At 35.1% G+C, this 16789-nt stretch carries 20 protein-coding genes and 1 rRNA gene; 15 read left to right on the top strand and 6 right to left on the bottom strand.

Annotation, left to right across the window (positions count from 1 at the left end; genetic code table 11):
- The first annotated feature begins 32 nt into the window (after positions 1 to 32).
- Positions 33 to 148 (top strand): 5S ribosomal RNA (rrf, locus tag BMX40_RS19265).
- 198 nt (positions 149 to 346) lie between these two features.
- On the opposite strand, the gene BMX40_RS19260 is transcribed toward rrf, so the two are convergent.
- From BMX40_RS19260 to BMX40_RS19255, 3 genes are all read right to left on the bottom strand, one after another.
- Positions 347 to 1267, bottom strand: coding sequence for an aminoglycoside phosphotransferase family protein (locus BMX40_RS19260; RefSeq protein ID WP_090873007.1), 921 nt, complete (start codon positions 1265 to 1267; stop codon positions 347 to 349).
- 363 nt (positions 1268 to 1630) lie between these two features.
- Complete coding sequence (locus BMX40_RS20465) at positions 1631 to 1798, bottom strand: hypothetical protein (RefSeq protein ID WP_170840858.1); 168 nt, start codon at positions 1796 to 1798, stop codon at positions 1631 to 1633.
- Positions 1799 to 1876: 78 nt separating this feature from the next.
- Complete coding sequence (locus BMX40_RS19255) at positions 1877 to 3148, bottom strand: BaiN/RdsA family NAD(P)/FAD-dependent oxidoreductase (RefSeq protein ID WP_090873005.1); 1272 nt, start codon at positions 3146 to 3148, stop codon at positions 1877 to 1879.
- Between the two features lie 183 nt (positions 3149 to 3331).
- Between BMX40_RS19255 and BMX40_RS19250 the strand changes: the two genes are divergently transcribed.
- From BMX40_RS19250 to BMX40_RS19225, 6 genes are all read left to right on the top strand, one after another.
- On the top strand, positions 3332 to 4951 hold the full coding sequence (locus tag BMX40_RS19250) for a putative polysaccharide biosynthesis protein (protein WP_090873003.1): 1620 nt from the start codon (positions 3332 to 3334) through the stop codon (positions 4949 to 4951).
- Between the two features lie 4 nt (positions 4952 to 4955).
- A complete protein-coding gene (locus tag BMX40_RS19245; RefSeq protein ID WP_090873001.1) occupies positions 4956 to 5669 on the top strand; it encodes a pseudouridine synthase in 714 nt (237 codons plus the stop codon).
- A gap of 30 nt (positions 5670 to 5699) precedes the next feature.
- Positions 5700 to 6263 carry an RNA 2',3'-cyclic phosphodiesterase gene (gene thpR / locus BMX40_RS19240; protein ID WP_090872999.1) on the top strand — a complete coding sequence of 188 codons (564 nt, stop codon included), beginning with the start codon at positions 5700 to 5702 and terminating at the stop codon, positions 6261 to 6263.
- A gap of 2 nt (positions 6264 to 6265) precedes the next feature.
- Entirely contained in the window at positions 6266 to 7186 is a 921-nt protein-coding gene (locus tag BMX40_RS19235; protein WP_090872997.1) for a hypothetical protein, read from the top strand.
- A gap of 6 nt (positions 7187 to 7192) precedes the next feature.
- Positions 7193 to 8107, top strand: a complete 915-nt coding sequence (locus tag BMX40_RS19230; RefSeq protein ID WP_090872995.1) for a diacylglycerol/lipid kinase family protein — start codon at positions 7193 to 7195, stop codon at positions 8105 to 8107.
- Between the two features lie 115 nt (positions 8108 to 8222).
- Positions 8223 to 9035, top strand: coding sequence for a phosphotransferase family protein (locus BMX40_RS19225; RefSeq protein ID WP_090872993.1), 813 nt, complete (start codon positions 8223 to 8225; stop codon positions 9033 to 9035).
- Here BMX40_RS19225 and BMX40_RS19220 read toward each other — a convergent pair.
- Positions 9022 to 9309, bottom strand: coding sequence for a YtzH-like family protein (locus tag BMX40_RS19220; RefSeq protein WP_090872991.1), 288 nt, complete (start codon positions 9307 to 9309; stop codon positions 9022 to 9024). The genes BMX40_RS19225 and BMX40_RS19220 overlap by 14 nt on opposite strands.
- Before the next feature lie 107 nt (positions 9310 to 9416).
- Between BMX40_RS19220 and trmB the strand changes: the two genes are divergently transcribed.
- The gene (gene trmB / locus BMX40_RS19215) at positions 9417 to 10064 is read left to right on the top strand and encodes a tRNA (guanosine(46)-N7)-methyltransferase TrmB (RefSeq protein ID WP_090872989.1); all 648 of its coding nucleotides are present in this window, start codon (positions 9417 to 9419) and stop codon (positions 10062 to 10064) included.
- Between the two features lie 190 nt (positions 10065 to 10254).
- Positions 10255 to 11109, top strand: coding sequence for a YtnP family quorum-quenching lactonase (locus tag BMX40_RS19210; protein ID WP_090872987.1), 855 nt, complete (start codon positions 10255 to 10257; stop codon positions 11107 to 11109).
- A 41-nt stretch (positions 11110 to 11150) separates the two neighbouring features.
- Here the strand turns inward: BMX40_RS19210 and BMX40_RS19205 are convergent, their stop codons facing one another.
- Complete coding sequence (locus tag BMX40_RS19205) at positions 11151 to 11468, bottom strand: PepSY domain-containing protein (RefSeq protein ID WP_090872985.1); 318 nt, start codon at positions 11466 to 11468, stop codon at positions 11151 to 11153.
- Between the two features lie 179 nt (positions 11469 to 11647).
- Here BMX40_RS19205 and BMX40_RS19200 point away from each other — a divergent pair, with 179 nt between their 5' ends.
- Positions 11648 to 12709 carry a M42 family metallopeptidase gene (locus BMX40_RS19200; RefSeq protein ID WP_090872984.1) on the top strand — a complete coding sequence of 354 codons (1062 nt, stop codon included), beginning with the start codon at positions 11648 to 11650 and terminating at the stop codon, positions 12707 to 12709.
- 64 nt (positions 12710 to 12773) lie between these two features.
- Positions 12774 to 13286, top strand: coding sequence for a DUF84 family protein (locus BMX40_RS19195; protein WP_090872982.1), 513 nt, complete (start codon positions 12774 to 12776; stop codon positions 13284 to 13286).
- A 344-nt stretch (positions 13287 to 13630) separates the two neighbouring features.
- On the opposite strand, the gene BMX40_RS19190 is transcribed toward BMX40_RS19195, so the two are convergent.
- Positions 13631 to 14071, bottom strand: coding sequence for a YtoQ family protein (locus BMX40_RS19190; protein WP_090872980.1), 441 nt, complete (start codon positions 14069 to 14071; stop codon positions 13631 to 13633).
- Positions 14072 to 14225: 154 nt separating this feature from the next.
- On the opposite strand from BMX40_RS19190, the gene BMX40_RS19185 reads away from it, so the two are divergent.
- The 4 genes from BMX40_RS19185 to BMX40_RS19170 all read left to right on the top strand — a co-directional run.
- Positions 14226 to 14747 carry a hypothetical protein gene (locus tag BMX40_RS19185; RefSeq protein WP_090872978.1) on the top strand — a complete coding sequence of 174 codons (522 nt, stop codon included), beginning with the start codon at positions 14226 to 14228 and terminating at the stop codon, positions 14745 to 14747.
- Between the two features lie 254 nt (positions 14748 to 15001).
- Complete coding sequence (locus tag BMX40_RS19180; RefSeq protein WP_090872976.1) at positions 15002 to 15817, top strand: DUF1444 domain-containing protein; 816 nt, start codon at positions 15002 to 15004, stop codon at positions 15815 to 15817.
- A gap of 18 nt (positions 15818 to 15835) precedes the next feature.
- On the top strand, positions 15836 to 16432 hold the full coding sequence (gene ytpR, locus BMX40_RS19175) for a YtpR family tRNA-binding protein (RefSeq protein ID WP_090872974.1): 597 nt from the start codon (positions 15836 to 15838) through the stop codon (positions 16430 to 16432).
- Between the two features lie 119 nt (positions 16433 to 16551).
- The coding region (locus tag BMX40_RS19170; protein ID WP_342028700.1) for an HTH domain-containing protein at positions 16552 to 16789 on the top strand (238 nt) is incomplete at its 3' end.

Genomic DNA, 16789 nt, shown 5'->3' with positions numbered 1-16789 from the left:
TGAACAACACCGAACGACCTACATCCTGTAGGCCTGGCAGCGATGGCGAGAAGGTCACACCTGTTCCCATGCCGAACACAGAAGTTAAGCTTCTCAGCGCCGATGGTAGTTGGGGCTTTGCCCCTGCGAGAGTAGGACGCCGCCAGGCAATTGAAGAAACCATGATACGGAACTTTGTATCATGGTTTTTTTATGTTCTTTTTAGGAATATTGGCTCTATTATATATGTTGGGGTATGAAAAAATCTAAGCAAAGTAAAACGCAAGCTCCTATATCCTTTACACTTGAATTGACTAGAAAAAAACAAAGGGATAGGAGATGCGGTTTATTTAATCGAGCGAGTACTTTACAAATTTGAATTGTACCACCTTGGTTTAATACTGTTAAAATAATCATGATCCTCTAGAATTAGATCAATTCTCTCAAGGGCATCATCAAAAGAATCAGGGTCGTTTTTTACAGTCCAAACAATGGTAGAAAATATATTCATTGCCGCGTACAACGAAAACAAGCTCCAAAAATACTCACTAGGTTCTCTTAAAAAGTAACCTTTAATTTGGCCTATACTAAACGGTACACTTATTCTTCTACTAAACAAAGATAAATTATAGAAATCGTGAAACGGGTCTCCGAAATCATATCCATTGAAATCAATAATACCGTTATATTTACAATTTGAAAGTATTATATGTTCCAAATGAAAATCGTCATGAAGTAAAGCATTGGGTCTGTCTGTTATTAACTTGATATTGGCATCAATATAATTAATAATTTTACTATCTTGGTTAAGTGAAAAATTACCTTTTTGATATTCCCTTAGATAATACTTATATTTCTTTCTTTGTCTATCATCCCATTTGGAAAAACGGCTTTGGGGTTTTATTTGGTGAATTTTATAAAGCTCTTTACCAGCCGCAATGCCTATTTGATGTTGAATACTATTAGAGCATTTTTTAAAAGCATCAATTGCCGGAGTCCCTTCAATATACTCTATTACCATAAAACAAATGTTATCATTTATGAACTTGCCAAATAAAAAGGGTCTCTGTGATTGAATATTTTTTGCTTCTAATTCTTGAAGCAAATGAAATTCCTTTTTTCTTTCCTCAAAATACTTTATGTCCGAAATGCGTAGAAGATAGTTGGTTAATCCCTTTTTTACTATGTATTTACGATCAGGCGAATACCCCTTTTTTATTTTTTCAACACTTGAATAATCAGTGAAGAAAGGTATTCTGTCAATTATACTTTCAATACTGTAGTTCAATTTCAACCTCCTTGTACAAGGTATAATTTATTCCACGTATAACTGGTAGTCCGATATTAACGCGATGTCCTCTACGTCGTATGGCCCCTATATCAAACTTACGAGGTAAAACAAGAAGTTAACTGGGGGATGAAGAATAATGATTCACTTAACAAATTATTTATATCTTTAAAGATAAATTTACCATATATTCCTTTAAAATTCTGAGTTTTTTTGATGTAGACTAAATAAATTTATAAATATCTTTTGCTTTTTCCTTCTGATGCAAAGACTCTCGTTTATCCCTACTGCGCAATAAAAGTAAAGAATGAAAAACGCGAAGGGTGTCCCCTTCGCGCTTAGCTAAATTTGATCAAACAAAAGCTACTGCTGTTGGTTTCCACCATTTCCTCCGCTCATTTGTGAAACAAACGGAAGCATTTTAGACATTGTTTGACCGATATTTTGGTTGTTTTTTGTCATCGTATAATAGGTTGCTGCACCTACACCTACGGAAGCGATAATTGGTAACCACATTCCATTCTTTTGCATATCAGATCATCCACCCTTCTCATTAAATGCCCCCATACATTACTATCTTTTCACATAGGGTTTAAATCATGCTAGGTATCATATACCAGAATATGCACTTGCTTCATATGCAGCATTCATTCCAGCAAGTCTTCCGGTGACTAATGCGGAAGTTATATTATAGCCTCCTGTATACCCATGAATATCCAAAATTTCACCACAAAAATATAAACGATCCATCATTTTTGATTGCAGCGTATTTGGAACAACCTCTTTGATGGAAACTCCACCACCAGTTACAAATGCTTTTTCAAGAGGTAAAGAGCCATTTACGAAGAAAGTAAAATGCTTGATATGGTGAACAATATTTCGAAGTACTTCCTTTGAAACATTAGCTGCTTTTTGATCTTCATTTACGTTATTTTTGTGTAAAAGAAAGGTTAACAGTCGATCCGGGACGATTCCTTTGAGTAAATTTTTTAATGCTTTTTTAGGGGATGCTTCTACTAATTCAACAATTTCATTGATTAGTTGATCTTCCCGTTGGTGAGGGAGTACATCTAAATGCATCGGTACGGCTTGTTCACCTTTCATTAATTCTTTAACGACAAATTGAGAACAACGTAGAACTGCTGGTCCTGATACCCCAAAATGTGTAAAAATCATATCCATTTGATGGGTTATAATCGGTTTGTTTCGCTTGTTTAATACAGATAAGGAAACATCTCTTAATGATAAACCCTGTAAGCTTTTATTACGGATAAATTCTTCTTTAGAGGTTAAGGCTACTTCTGTTGGATATAGTTCTGTAATCGTATGTCCTGCTTTCTTAGCCCAAACATAACCATCTCCAGTTGAACCGGTATGAGGAACTGCTTTACCTCCAACAGCAATTACTAATGATGCTGTATCAATTTTTTCACCGCTTGATAAAATGACAGTATGGTGATTTTCATCATAGTGAACGGCTTTCACTTCTGTATTAAGTTGAATGTTTACCTTTAATTCCTCTAACTTATGAATGAGTGCATTAACAACAGTTTTTGCAGAATTAGAAACAGGAAACATTCTGCCGTGATCTTCTTCCTTTAGCTCAACCCCCATGTTTTCGAAAAAATCGATTATATCATAGTTATTAAATACAGAAAAAGCACTATATAAAAAACGACCGTTTCCAGGGATATGCCTGATTACTTCTTCTTCAGGTAGACGATTTGTAACATTACATCGGCCTCCTCCAGAAATGGCTAGTTTTTTACCTAATTTACTTCCTTTTTCAATTAGCATTGTTTTTGCTCCGTGTTCAGCTGCTGCGATTGATGCCATTAAACCAGATGGCCCACCACCAATAACAATTACATCATATTTCAAGTACTATTCATTCCTTTCTCCATTAGTAATATTAGCTGAAAAGTAATGGATAAACCATCATTTTGATTAAATTCCGATTTATGTTGTTAAAAGTTGTCAAGAAAGCTTTTCCTAGTATACTGTATATATGATAAAATATAGAATATGTAGAGTTAATTTCTAAATTAGATGCAGGTGGAATAAATGTCAAATATTGTTCGAGGTACAATGTTGCTCACGGGAGCAACTTTTTTATCGAAATTCTTAGGGATGATTTATGTGATCCCTTTTTACGGTCTAGTCGGGGACGATGGGGGAACGTTATATAGTCTCGCATACATTCCCTACAATATCTTATTGAGTATTTCAATTGTCGGCGTTCCTGTCGCCGTTTCTAAATTTGTATCAAAATATAACTCGCTACACGATTATGAAACAGGACTAAGGATATTTAAAGCAGGTATTAAGCTAATGGCGATAACAGGTTTTATCGCTTTTCTTGCGTTATTTTTAAGTGCGGACATCATTGCAAAAATTTCGATGCCAGGTGAGACTGCAGAACGAATTGCTGAAGGTGCAATGGTTATTCGAATGGTAAGCTTTGCTCTCCTTGTAATACCAGCTATGAGTATTGTTAGAGGCTTTTTTCAAGGGTACCAATCCATGGGACCAACAGCTGTTTCTCAAGTTGTCGAACAAATTATTCGGATTATATTTTTATTAACTGCAGCCTTTATTGTTATAAAAATATTTGATGGTTCCGTTGCAACCGCGGTGGGATTTGCAACGTTTGCAACATTTATTGGGGGATTAGCCTCATGTATCGTTCTCTGGTTTTATTGGAAAAAGAGAAAGCCGGGTATTGAAAGGAATTTACAAAATCAAACTTATGCATCTGATATTTCGACAGGAAAATTAATGCGTGAGTTATTTCAGTATGCGGGTCCTGTGTTATTAGTTGGATTAGCGACACCTTTGTATCAGTTAGTGGACCAAGGAACATTTGCTAAAGCAATGGCAGATATTGGGGAAACAGATACTTGGGAGATTGGCTTTTCAGCAATTACATTATACGGTCATAAGATTATTATGATCCCAGTTACGATTGCAACTGGATTATCTCTGGCAATTCTTCCAGCTTTAACGAGAGCTTTTACACAAAATGATACAAATTCGTTATATCATCAAATTAACCAGGCGTTACAAATAGTATTAGTATTAATCATACCGGCTGCAGTTGGTCTAGCTACTTTATCGGATGTGGCATATGGCTCCTTATATAGCCTTGATAACATTGATATTACGGGGGAATTATTGGCTTGGTATGCACCTGTTGCTTTGTTAATTGCATTATTTACGGTTACTTCCTCAATTTTACAGGGAATAAATCAGCAAAATTTTGCAGTAGTTAGTTTATCGGGAGGACTGTTATTAAAGGTTCTTTTTAACATTCCATTGATACATGCGTTTGGAGCAAAAGGAGCGATTTTTGGAACTGCATTGGCTGCTGGAACTGCCGTTGCCTTAAATTTATGGCGCGTCAAAAAATCGATTGATATTTCGTATAAGCAAACTTTCAAACGGACGCTTCTTGTACTTATATTCTCGCTCATTATGTTTATTCTAGTAAGTATATCTAAGCTTATATTCGGAACTTTCTTATCCTATGAGCAATCAAGAATAGCGGCGGTAGTAATGCTCTCCATTGGAATTTTAATTGGTGGTTATGCTTACCTATGGTTTGGTTATCATTCCACTTTACTAGAGCGAGTATTGGGTAATCGTGTTCATAAATTAGAGCGATTTTTTAGTAGAAGGAGATAAGTATATGCGATTGGATAAACTACTAGCCAATATGGGATATGGCAGTAGAAAAGACGTCAAAGGTTTATTAAAGAAAAAGCATGTTTCTGTCAATGATTTAGTAGTAAGAGATGGAAGTATGCATATTGAACCGTCAACAGATGTTGTTAAAGTAAAGGATGAAGTTGTTGAATATAAAAAATATATTTATTTAATGATGAATAAACCAGCCGGTTATATTTCTGCTACGGAGGATACAAGAGAAAAGACAGTGATTGATCTGTTGTCACCTGAAATGCAGCACTTCCAGCCATTCCCAGTTGGTCGTTTAGATAAAGATACGGAAGGATTATTATTGCTAACGAATGATGGAAATCTCGCACACCAGCTACTTTCTCCAAAAAAGGACGTGTACAAAACATATTATGCAAAAGTTGAGGGTAATGTAACGGAAGAAGATGTAAAAGAGTTTACGAATGGTGTCACACTAGATGATGGATATGTTACAAAACCTGCGATATTAGAAGTCATTCAACGTGGTTCCATTTCTGAGGTGAAAGTACAAATTACGGAAGGAAAGTTCCACCAAGTAAAGCGTATGTTCATCGCTGTTGGCAAAAAAGTAAGCTATTTAAAAAGGATCCGTATGGGGGAGTTGGAGTTAGATTCTTCATTAACTCCCGGAAATTATCGCGAATTAAACGAAAAAGAATTATCTTACTGTCAGTCACTAACATAATTCAATTGAACGATGGGAGGATTTCTATTTATGTCTTCACCACACTTCTTCATTGCAATTCCACTTCCAAAAGATTTGAAGGATTTACTAGCAGCTTGGCAAGCGGAATTAAAAGAGTTCGTACCCTATAAACAATGGCCACATGTAGATGATTTCCATGTCACTTTGAAATTTCTAGGTGCTGTTCCTAATCATCGATTACAAAAGCTAATCAACGAACTTGAAATAATTGAAAATTTCGCTCCGTTTCGGACAACGGTTGCGACTATTGACACATTTGGAAAACCAGATAAACCACGTGTATTATGGGCAGGCGTTGAAAAAACGGAATCATTGTTTAATTTACAGAATACGGTAGATACATGTGCTGCCAACGTTGGTTTACCGAAGGAGAATCGTCCATATCGTCCACATATAACGCTGGCAAAAAAGTGGGATGGGCCTAAGACGGATCAAATGGGAACAATTAAGCAAAAATTTATGGATAGAACCTTTGAATTGCAGGTGCGAGAAATAGTTGTCTATCAAATATTTCCTTCGCAGAAACCGAAATACAAAGTAGTGAACTCTTTTCAACTAGTTGGGGGAGAATAGAATTGGCTCAATTAATAAAGTTGCAAGATTATATCTCGAGATATGAGTGGAATATATATCGTTATCCAAGTCAATATATTCGTTTGAAACAGGAGAACTGGAATAAGCTTCATTATGTTTGGAGCAATCAAGAAAGTGTACACCACACGAGTGATGAAGATAAGGAAATGGCATCACGATTTTCAAAATGGAAAAATTTCATGAAGAGAGACGAGCGACCAGAACAAAGGGAAGAAGCCCAAAATAAAATGGATTTACCAGATTCCGAAAACGAATTAAGACAGTATTTTTTAAACAAATTATTCCCTTTTCAATTAAAATGGGCAACATCTACCGTTTCAAGTGTTTCATTTATGGATAAAAAATATTATCAGGATGCTACATTACGTTATTTTCTTCAACGTTTTCCAGATACGTATCTGCTAATGTTATATCCTACATTTAGCATTAAAAAAGCACCAGTTGATGGGGAAATTATTTTAATTACTCCAGTAGGAATTGAAATAATTTATTTGTTAGAAGAACACAAAGATACTTTTTTCACCGTTCGAGATGATAGAACATGGACAAAACAAAGAGATGATAAAGAGTCTACACTATTAAGTCCAGTCATTTCGTTGAAAAGAACAGAACGAATTATCAGCGGGATTTTCAGTAAATATGATCTGTCCTTCCCGGTTACCAAAACCGTTCTTTCTCGAACAAATCGAATAAGTATTATATCTGAACCATACCAAGTACAAATTATTGATAAGCTTAACTATGAAAAATGGTTTGAAGACAAGCGATCTCTGGTTTCGCCATTAAAGAATCAACAGTTGAAAGCTGCAGAGCACCTGTTACGGCATTGTCAAACAACTTCTGTTAAAAGACCGGAATGGGAAGAAGATGACACCTCCTTTACGATAGTTGGAGAGGAATAAAGATCGATGTATCTTTTTATTGTAAATCAAGTTGCAGGAAATGGGCGAGGGAAAAGGATATTCAATAAAATAAGAAAAAGTACACGGTATCAACAGTTAGAATCGACTTATGTTTTCACGGATTATGAAGGACATGCGGAAGAAATTGCAAGAGAAGCAACTAAAAATAATCTAGTAAACTTAAAAGCTATTGTAGTAATTGGTGGAGATGGTACATTACACGAAGTAATGAATAGGATGGAAGACATTTCGATTCCATTAGCGTTTATTCCTGGTGGATCAGGTAATGATTTTGCACGGGGAATGAATTTACCAAATAATCCACTTGAAATTTTAAAGCATATTATCGAAGCGGATATACAACAATCATATTGGCTGGGGAACTTTAGCTTAGAAGATGCTGAGTCGAAAAGGTTTGTAAACAGTATTGGGTTCGGATTTGATGCAGAAATTGCGAACATAGCAAATCAATCTTGGTATAAAAAAGTGCTAAACCTATTTCGATTAGGCTCTTTTAGTTATGCGATTGCTTTAATTCATGTCTTGTTTCAATTTAGACCTTTTAAAGTAGAAATAGAAATGAATAATAGGAAACGAGTTATAGAACAATGTTGGATGATTACAATAGCGAACCACATGTATTATGGTGGCGGAATGAAAATCATTCCAAATGCTAAAATACAGCCGACAACGTTTCCTGTTTTACTAATTCATCGAATTTCTAAATGGAAAATACTTGGGATGTTTATCACGGTTTTTACGGGAAAACATGTAAATTTTAAAGAGGTGGAGCTATTAGAAGCCTCAAAGGTCTCCATTTTAACGGAAGAAAATATACACTATCAGGTTGATGGACAGACTAATAGATGCAGTAGATGTACCGTATCAAAAGAAAGTACGTCTATCCAAATTATAGGTTAAAATTAGACAAATGATAGCTTGCAAAACGACCGGTTATTCGTTAATCTATTATCATGTCTTTGTTTAACGGATCTAGGAATTAATATAAAATGATTTTGAAAGATTTGAGGAATTTATGGTGGAATGGTTTAAGAAAGTATTAGGAAAAGATTGGAAAATATCTCCAGCTGGTGGTTTAACTGGTGATGCATATGTTGCAGAAAAAGATAATAGACGTCTATTCCTCAAAAGAAATTCGTCTCCATTTTTAGCGGTACTCTCTGCAGAAGGAATCGTTCCAAAATTAGTTTGGACGAAGCGAATGGAAAATGGTGACGTCATAACGGCACAGGAATGGCTAGAGGGAAGAGAATTATGGCCAAAAGAAATGCAGCATCAACGAGTTGCTGATTTACTGCATAAAATCCACCATTCCTCCGAATTATTGCATATGCTATTACGGCTAGGAAAAAAACCGATTACATCCGATGATCGCTACAATGAAATAAACCATCGTTTGCATGCCAACAAGCTTGTTGAAAGGCAAAATGATGTTTACCAATCTTTATCTTATTTATATGAGTTATTACCTGTAACACGAGAACAAAAACAGGTTGTTTGCCATGGAGACTTGAATCACCATAATATGTTGTTAACAAATGATGATCAATTATATTTGATTGATTGGGATAATGCCATGATAGCTGATCCAATTACAGATTACGGAATGCTCCTACAATGGTATGTTCCAGTAGGGGACTGGGATAGCTGGTTAGAAAAGTATGGTGTAACGAAAGATAAGCATTTGTTAAAACGGATGTATTGGTATCTGATATTAGATTCCCTTCAATTTTTATCTTGGCATTATGAACGAGAAGAAACGCATAAAGTAATGGAACGATTAACCAATTTAAAGGAATTAAATCATAATCTTTCTATTCTAATTTAGTCTGTTCAATTGCACTTATCCATTGATTTATATTTTCTTTATTGGACGTAATATGCTCCTCCATATTTTGAACACTTTCACCTTGCCTCCCGTAATTGTAAATTTCTGGGAGTAACTGCAATAGTTGTTCATCTGAAATGGTATTATTAGCCATCATTGATTTTACTAATCGTTTAATTTGTTGATACTCAGATACTTCTGCACAACAATCTGCTTGCTGCTCATCTAATAAATCAAGTAATAATGTTAACTGATTCGATACATTTAATGACATTCGATCTCACCTCAAGGTATAGTATTCGATAGGTTATAAAAAAATATGTAAAAGATCTACTGTAAATGAGACGTATAAATATAGAATTTTTGAAAGAGGTGCACATCATGCGACAACGGAATAAACCATGGGCGGATGACTTTTTGAAAGAAAACGAACATTTAATAATACCAAATCCAAAATCGTATCAAGGGAATTGGAAAGAGTTATTTAATAATGATAATCCAATTCATATTGAGATTGGTACTGGAAAAGGTCAATTTATTGCGGGGATGGCAAAACAGAACCCTGATATTAACTTTATCGGTATTGAATTAGCGAAAAGTATCATCGTTTCAGCCGCTCAAAAAGTAATGGATTCAGAGCAACAAAATATCCTGTTAATTAACGAGAATGCCGAAAATATATTAGAAATTTTTGAAAAAGATGAAGTGTCTACTATTTATTTGAACTTTTCGGATCCTTGGCCCAAAAATCGCCATGAAAAAAGAAGACTTACTTACCATAAATTCTTAAATAACTATCGTGAAATATTAAAACAAGATGGTGAATTAATATTTAAAACAGATAACCGTGGACTTTTTGAGTATTCTTTAGTAAGTTTTTCGACGTTCGGAATGCTCTTAAATGAGGTTAATGTGGATTTACATGCTATAGAAGATCCAACCAATGTTATGACAGAATATGAAGAAAAATTCTCCGCTAAAGGTCAACCTATCTACCGGTGTAAAGCGAGTTTTAATGAAAGAACCTAGTATAAGGTTCTTTTTTTGTATATATGATTCATGGAAACAAAGTTTATCTCGCATTTAACTGGAAGTAAAAATCCCTCGACGATTTACTTGATCATTGTTGTTGTGTATTTTGATACTTCTCCATATAATGATAGCGATTGCAGAATGATGTGTATATAAGATAAACTAAAAAAGGGAAGGGGAGTTTGTTATGGAAAAATTACAAGTAGGACGTGCTACGTTAACGTGGTTAAAAGGTGGTGTTAATTTTCTAGATGGGGGAGCCATGTTTGGTGTTGTACCAAAACCACTTTGGAGTAAAAAGTATCCGGTTAATGATAAGAACCAAATTGAATTAAGAACAGATCCAATTTTACTTCAAGTAGATGGTAAGAACTTATTAATTGATTCAGGCATGGGGACTGGAAAACTAACAGATAAACAAAAACGTAACTTTGGTGTTTTGGAGGAGTCCTCTATCGAAAACTCATTATCAGAAATTGGACTTTCTATTAATGATATTGATATCGTATTGATGACACATTTACATTTTGATCATGCGTGTGGACTAACAAAAGAGGAAGAAGGCTCTTTTATAAAAGCTTTTCCAAATTCCAAAATCTATACTTCTGCTGTTGAATGGCAAGAAATGCGTAATCCAAATATCCGATCTGTAAATACATATTGGGAAATAAATTGGAAGCCGATCGTGGATCAAGTGGAAACATTTGAAAAGGAAATTGAGATATTGCCCGGATTGAAAATGATTCATACAGGTGGACATAGTGATGGCCATTGTATTTTAGTTTTTGAGGATGGAGAAGATTGCTTTATTCATATGGCAGATTTGATGCCGACTCATGGACATCAGAACAAATTATGGGCTTTAGCTTATGACGATTATCCAGTAATATCTGTACATGAGAAAGAAAAATGGATGAATGTTGGTTATAAGAAAAACGCTTGGTACACCTTTTACCATGATGCATATTATCGTGCGATTCAGTTTAATGAACAAGGTGAAAAGATGAAGGCAGTAGAGCGTAATCGATATTCCTATGAATAGAAAATAGCTGCTTTTTAGCAGCTATTTTTTACAGTAGAGTACTATGCTGTGGTTTCGTAGGCGTCGATTACAGCCCCAGTTTCTACGTCTACATGAAACTCATACTGTTTGTTTTCACCGTCTATACTGCGAGTCACTCCACCACGATAGGCGTTATATAAGAGACCATTTTTTTCGATGTCTTCAGGCTTCATATAAATCCATGAACCACTTATTGGTCCTTGCTTTTTAAATGTTTCTTTTGCATTATGCAGTGCTTTTTCAGGTGTCACTGTTTGGTAACGATCAATTTGTTGTTTAGCTAAGTATCCTACAGCGACCCCTAATCCAGCAGCAAGAACTGCTCTTTTCATACCCATATTCTACTCACCTCTTGCATTATTATTTTACCATTGTGACCGAATTAATTCTTTTTTAGTATACCTTAAATTATTGAAATAAGAAAATATAACAATGATATGTGTGTGAATTGTGGAAAGAATAGATATCTTTCGTTATACTAAATATATTACATAGAGACAAACTGGAGGGAACGCAAATGAAACAAGAAACACTAGATTTATTCAAAACGTTAACAGAATTACAAGGTGCACCGGGTAACGAGCATGCCGTGCGTGCATTTATGAAAGGTGAACTAGAAAAATATTCAGATGAAATCATCCAAGACAACCTTGGTGGTGTTTTTGGTGTGAAGAATGGTAATGGTCCCAAAGTTATGGTAGCAGGACATATGGATGAAGTTGGATTCATGGTAACGCAAATTACTAAGAAAGGATTAATTCGATTTCAAACACTTGGTGGCTGGTGGAGCCAAGTATTATTGGCTCAACGTGTTCAAGTAATGACTGACAATGGTCCAGTTGTTGGGGTGATTAGTTCTATCCCTCCACATAATTTAACCGATGAGCAACGTAAAAAGCCAATGGACATTAAAAATATGTTAATTGATATTGGTGCGGATGATAAAGAAGATGCAGAAAATATTGGGATAAAACCAGGTCAAGCAATTGTACCAATTTGCCCATTTACCCCAATGGCAAATAATAAAAAGATTCTTGCTAAAGCATGGGATAATCGTTATGGCTGCGGTCTTTCGATAGAATTATTAAAAGAGCTACAAGGCGAAAGTCTTCCGAACCAATTATATTCCGGAGCAACAGTCCAGGAAGAGGTAGGCTTACGTGGTGCAAGAGTAGCAGCTAATATGATTAAGCCAGACATATTCTATGCATTGGATGCTTCTCCTGCTAATGATATGACTGATGACAAGGAATTTGGTCAGTTAGGTAAAGGGGCTTTATTACGTATATTTGATCGTTCCATGATAACGCACAAAGGTATGAAAGAATTCATTCTTGATACGGCAGAGTCCAATAACATTCCTTACCAATACTTTATTTCTCAAGGTGGTACGGATGCAGGGCAAGTTCATCTTTCTAATAACGGTGTACCGTCAGCGGTCGTAGGAATTTGCTCTCGATATATCCATACTTCATCATCCATCATTCATGTTGATGATTATCAAGCAGCTAAAGAATTATTAGTTAAACTCGTAAAAACAACAGACCAAAATGCAGTAGACCATATTCACAAACAATAAATATATAGAAACAGCTGCTATCAACGAAGATAGCAGCTGTTTCTATATGTAAGGAGCGTCTTGAATGAAAATTATTATAGGTTCTAAAAACCCAACAAAGGTGCAAGCAGTAAAAGAAATTTTTTCAACAGCGGAAGTACAAGCAATAGATGTATCGTCAAATGTATCTCCTCAGCCTTTTTCTGATGAGGAAACTCGTGAAGGTGCCATAAATCGGGCGCTTAATTGTGCGCAATCAGAAAGAGATGTTATTGGAATTGGACTAGAAGGTGGAGTAATGTATGTACAAGAGCAGCTATATTTATGTAACTGGGGGGCCTTGGTTACACCAGATCGACAAATCTACGCGGCTAGTGGCGCAAGAGTACTTTTACCAAAGGAAATTGATAATGAATTAAGAAAGGGTAGTGAACTAGGGGATATCATGAATCGTTATGCCAAACGTCATGAAGTACGAAGCCGTGAAGGTGCTATTGGTATTTTTACGAATGAAATAGTATCAAGACAACAAATGTTCGAACATGTTGTTCAATTGGTTAAAGGACAATGGGAATATTGGAATAAAAGGTTAGGATGAAACGAAAAACTTATAACTGAAGTCGAACCATACAATAGTTACCATTTTTTAATGGAACAATAGCTTTTATGGATGGAGACCAAGTGTACATTTCCCTATAATCAGGAATCTCAACAAGATATGATAGACAAGAAATGACTCCCCACCCGTAACGGCTAAACCACTTAGGGTAGGGGTTCTTCTTTATTTACCAGTCTTAAGGGTAATCCCAGATGGAAGCTCCACCTGAACTCCTTACCGTGCCTGGTAGACTCGATGTCAATCAAAAACTAAGAGCCTGCCCTTTAATGAAAAAGTTCGGATTTTACTATGACAGGAATAATCTTATCCAAGCTTTTACCTACTTATTCAAAAATATAGGCTAATACTTCTAAGGCTTGATCAACTGTTTCTACCGTTACATTCGCCTTATTGGATAGTTCCTTTAGTGGGTGTATTAACGATTCAGGTCTAACTAAAATTGTCGGTTTTCCCATTGTGATTGCCGTGCTTGCATCCATCGCCGTATTCCATTGTTTATATTTTTCACCAAATAAAGCAATCACCACATCCGATTTCTGCATAAGAACTTGTGTCCGTAAATTGTTAACACTTGAAGCTGCATCATCACGATAAATACTATTTGGTTGTTTACCTAATATATCCTCACCTATACGGTCAGATAAATCATGATTCGTTTGCGGAGCAACAAAATGTAATGGGAGTTTTTTCTCCTTTGCTTTTTCAGCTACTTGATCTCGCCAATTATCATGTATTTGTCCAGCTAAATAAACCGTAAGTTCCATTTCCATCCCTCCAATTGATTGTTAACTATTATGATAAACAATTTGTAGCATAATTCAAAGTATTTAATATTAGTTGGAATCCTTGAAAATAATGCGATATAGTAATATAGTATTAGTGGAATGAAGTCGCAGTACTTTAGTAGGGGGAAACGTAGTGAAGAATCCAGCACCTATAGTAATTGCATTGCTTTTACTTTTCATCATTGCAATTTCGGTTTATACATATAAATCGGAGGATACTGTTATACAAAATGTGAGTGAAGTAGCAAAAACTACTTTTCATAGTAATAAAGAGATAACAACTAATTATAATAATTCTGGTTTAGCATTCTTTCTTCCAGAAGGATTAGAAGTAGAAGAAGAAGATGCTAATAATGCTATTCTAACTAGTGGAGATCAGACCTATATTGTTTTTTATAATCAGTTTGAGGCACCGATCAGTGACCTGAATTACCTAAGTGCTTCCAATGATGAAGCAGTACTTTTAGAATCGTATGAAGATGATCATAAGTTTGGGTATGTACGGCTAATGCCTTCAGAAAGTCATGAATATGAACTTCAAGTTGGAATTGGTGGGGTGAAAATTACAACCTTTACAACTACTGGAACAATGGAGAGAGATACAGAACAATCCATGTTAATTGCGCGTTCGATAGTAGAATCAGAGGAAAATTAAAGTTATCCATCATTTGGATAGCTTTTTTTATGAATCGATTTTGGATTTAATTGAATTTTAAATTATTGAATTATAATTTGCGATTCTTTCGTTTTAATAATCAATGTAAAAAAATCTTAAACAGCTTCTATTCTAATCACGATAATTGAAACATAACACAATCATAGATATGATAGATATGAGATAAGGGAGTATTGTGTAATACTTGAATATAACTCCTTTAATAGGTTGCAGCATCACTAGGAGGAAATCCAATGAAAATGAATAGTATAAAAATGAAAAGAATATTAGAAGAAAAGCTGGCAAATGACAATTACCGGACTTCTTTTAATCGAGATAAAGATACATTCCGAATTGAGTGGAAAGAAACCAAACAGGGCGTAACAATACAATTGCCTAATATTATAGCTAAGTACAATGATCGTGGAGATGAAGCGATTGATGAACTGATTGGTCACATCACGGAATCTTTAAAAATAATGAACCAAAGCTATCAACTTGCTGGAATGGAAAAGAATATCTTTCCTGTCATTCGTGCAACCTCTTTTCCAACAGAATCGAAAGCAGGTGAACCACTCGTATCGAAAGAACATACAGCTGAAACACGAGTGTTTTATGCACTTGACTTAGGAAAGTCTTATCGTTTGATCGATGAAAAAATGCTAAATAAAGAAGGATGGTCAAAGGAACATTTAGATGAGATAGCGAGCTTTAATATTCGTTCCCTATCGTATGATTATAAAGTTGATAAAGTTGCAGACAATGATTTTTATTTTGTAGCAAAACAGGATGGCTATGATGCGAGTAGAATTCTAAACGAGAGTTTCTTAGAAGAAATACAGGCAAAAACAAAAGGAGAATTAGCGGTAGCTGTTCCACATCAAGATGTACTCATATTAGCTGACATTCAGAATAAAACCGGTTATGATATACTGGCACAGATGACAATGAAATTTTTTGCTGAAGGAAGGATCCCGATTACTTCACTTTCGTTCATTTATGAAGATAAGAAGTTAACACCAATATTTATACTAGCAAAAAATAGACCTAATCCTAATAAAAATAAGTAAAGAAAGAGTGATAAAAAGATGGACGTTTTTTATAATCCAAAAGGTATTGGTGATGTACTTATGATTCCAATTCAAGAAGGGGATCGTGAGGATATCAAACATGAAAAATTTGGGCCAGTTACAAAGATAACAAATAGTAATAATGACGTGTTAGGCTATAATATTTTTGAGGCATCGACACGATTTAATTTGTCAGAAACAGGGAAGATAACACTAACACAAGAGTTGTTGGATGAGGTTAAGCAAGTATTTGAAAAACAAAAACTCTCCGATAATCTAGACTTTGATTTGAGTCCGAAATTTGTTGTAGGTTTTGTTGAAGAAAAGGATCCACATGAAAATGCAGATAAGCTAAGTGTTTGTAAGGTCAATGTCGGAGATGAGGTTTTACAGATTGTATGTGGTGCTCCCAATGTAGATAAAGGTCAAAAGGTTGTTGTAGCAAAAGTAGGGGCAACAATGCCGAGTGGATTGAAGATTAAACCGACTGAACTTAGAGGCGTGCCTTCCAATGGAATGATTTGCTCACAAAAAGAATTAGGATTACCAAATGCACCAAAAGAGAAAGGAATTTATGTTCTAGATGATTCCTACTCTATTGGACAACCCTTTTAATGGCAAACAACCTGTGTCTATATGTAAAATGTACCCTATAGAGTAGACACTTTAAAAAAAGTCTACCTATAGGGTACTTTTGTGTATACTTAAGAAAAAATAGTAAATGGGGAAAGAATATGAGTAAGAGATTGTTTACGGAAAAGGAAATTAGAATATTATCTAAAAATCTCTATGTAAAATCTGTTAGTGAAAAAGGGATTACTTATACTGATGAATTTAAAAGAATTTTTATTACTGAAAACGAAAAGGGTAAGTTTCCTAGACAAATATTCGAGGATCATGGATTCGATATAGATATTATTGGGAAAGAACGTATAAAGTCATCGGGTAATAGATGGCGTGCAGCATACCATA

Source organism: Oceanobacillus limi (assembly GCF_900111445.1).
Taxonomy (GTDB): Bacteria; Bacillota; Bacilli; order Bacillales; family Amphibacillaceae; genus Ornithinibacillus; species Ornithinibacillus limi.
Note: the sequence above shows the minus strand (reverse complement) of the source record. Positions and strands in the feature narration are given on the sequence as shown.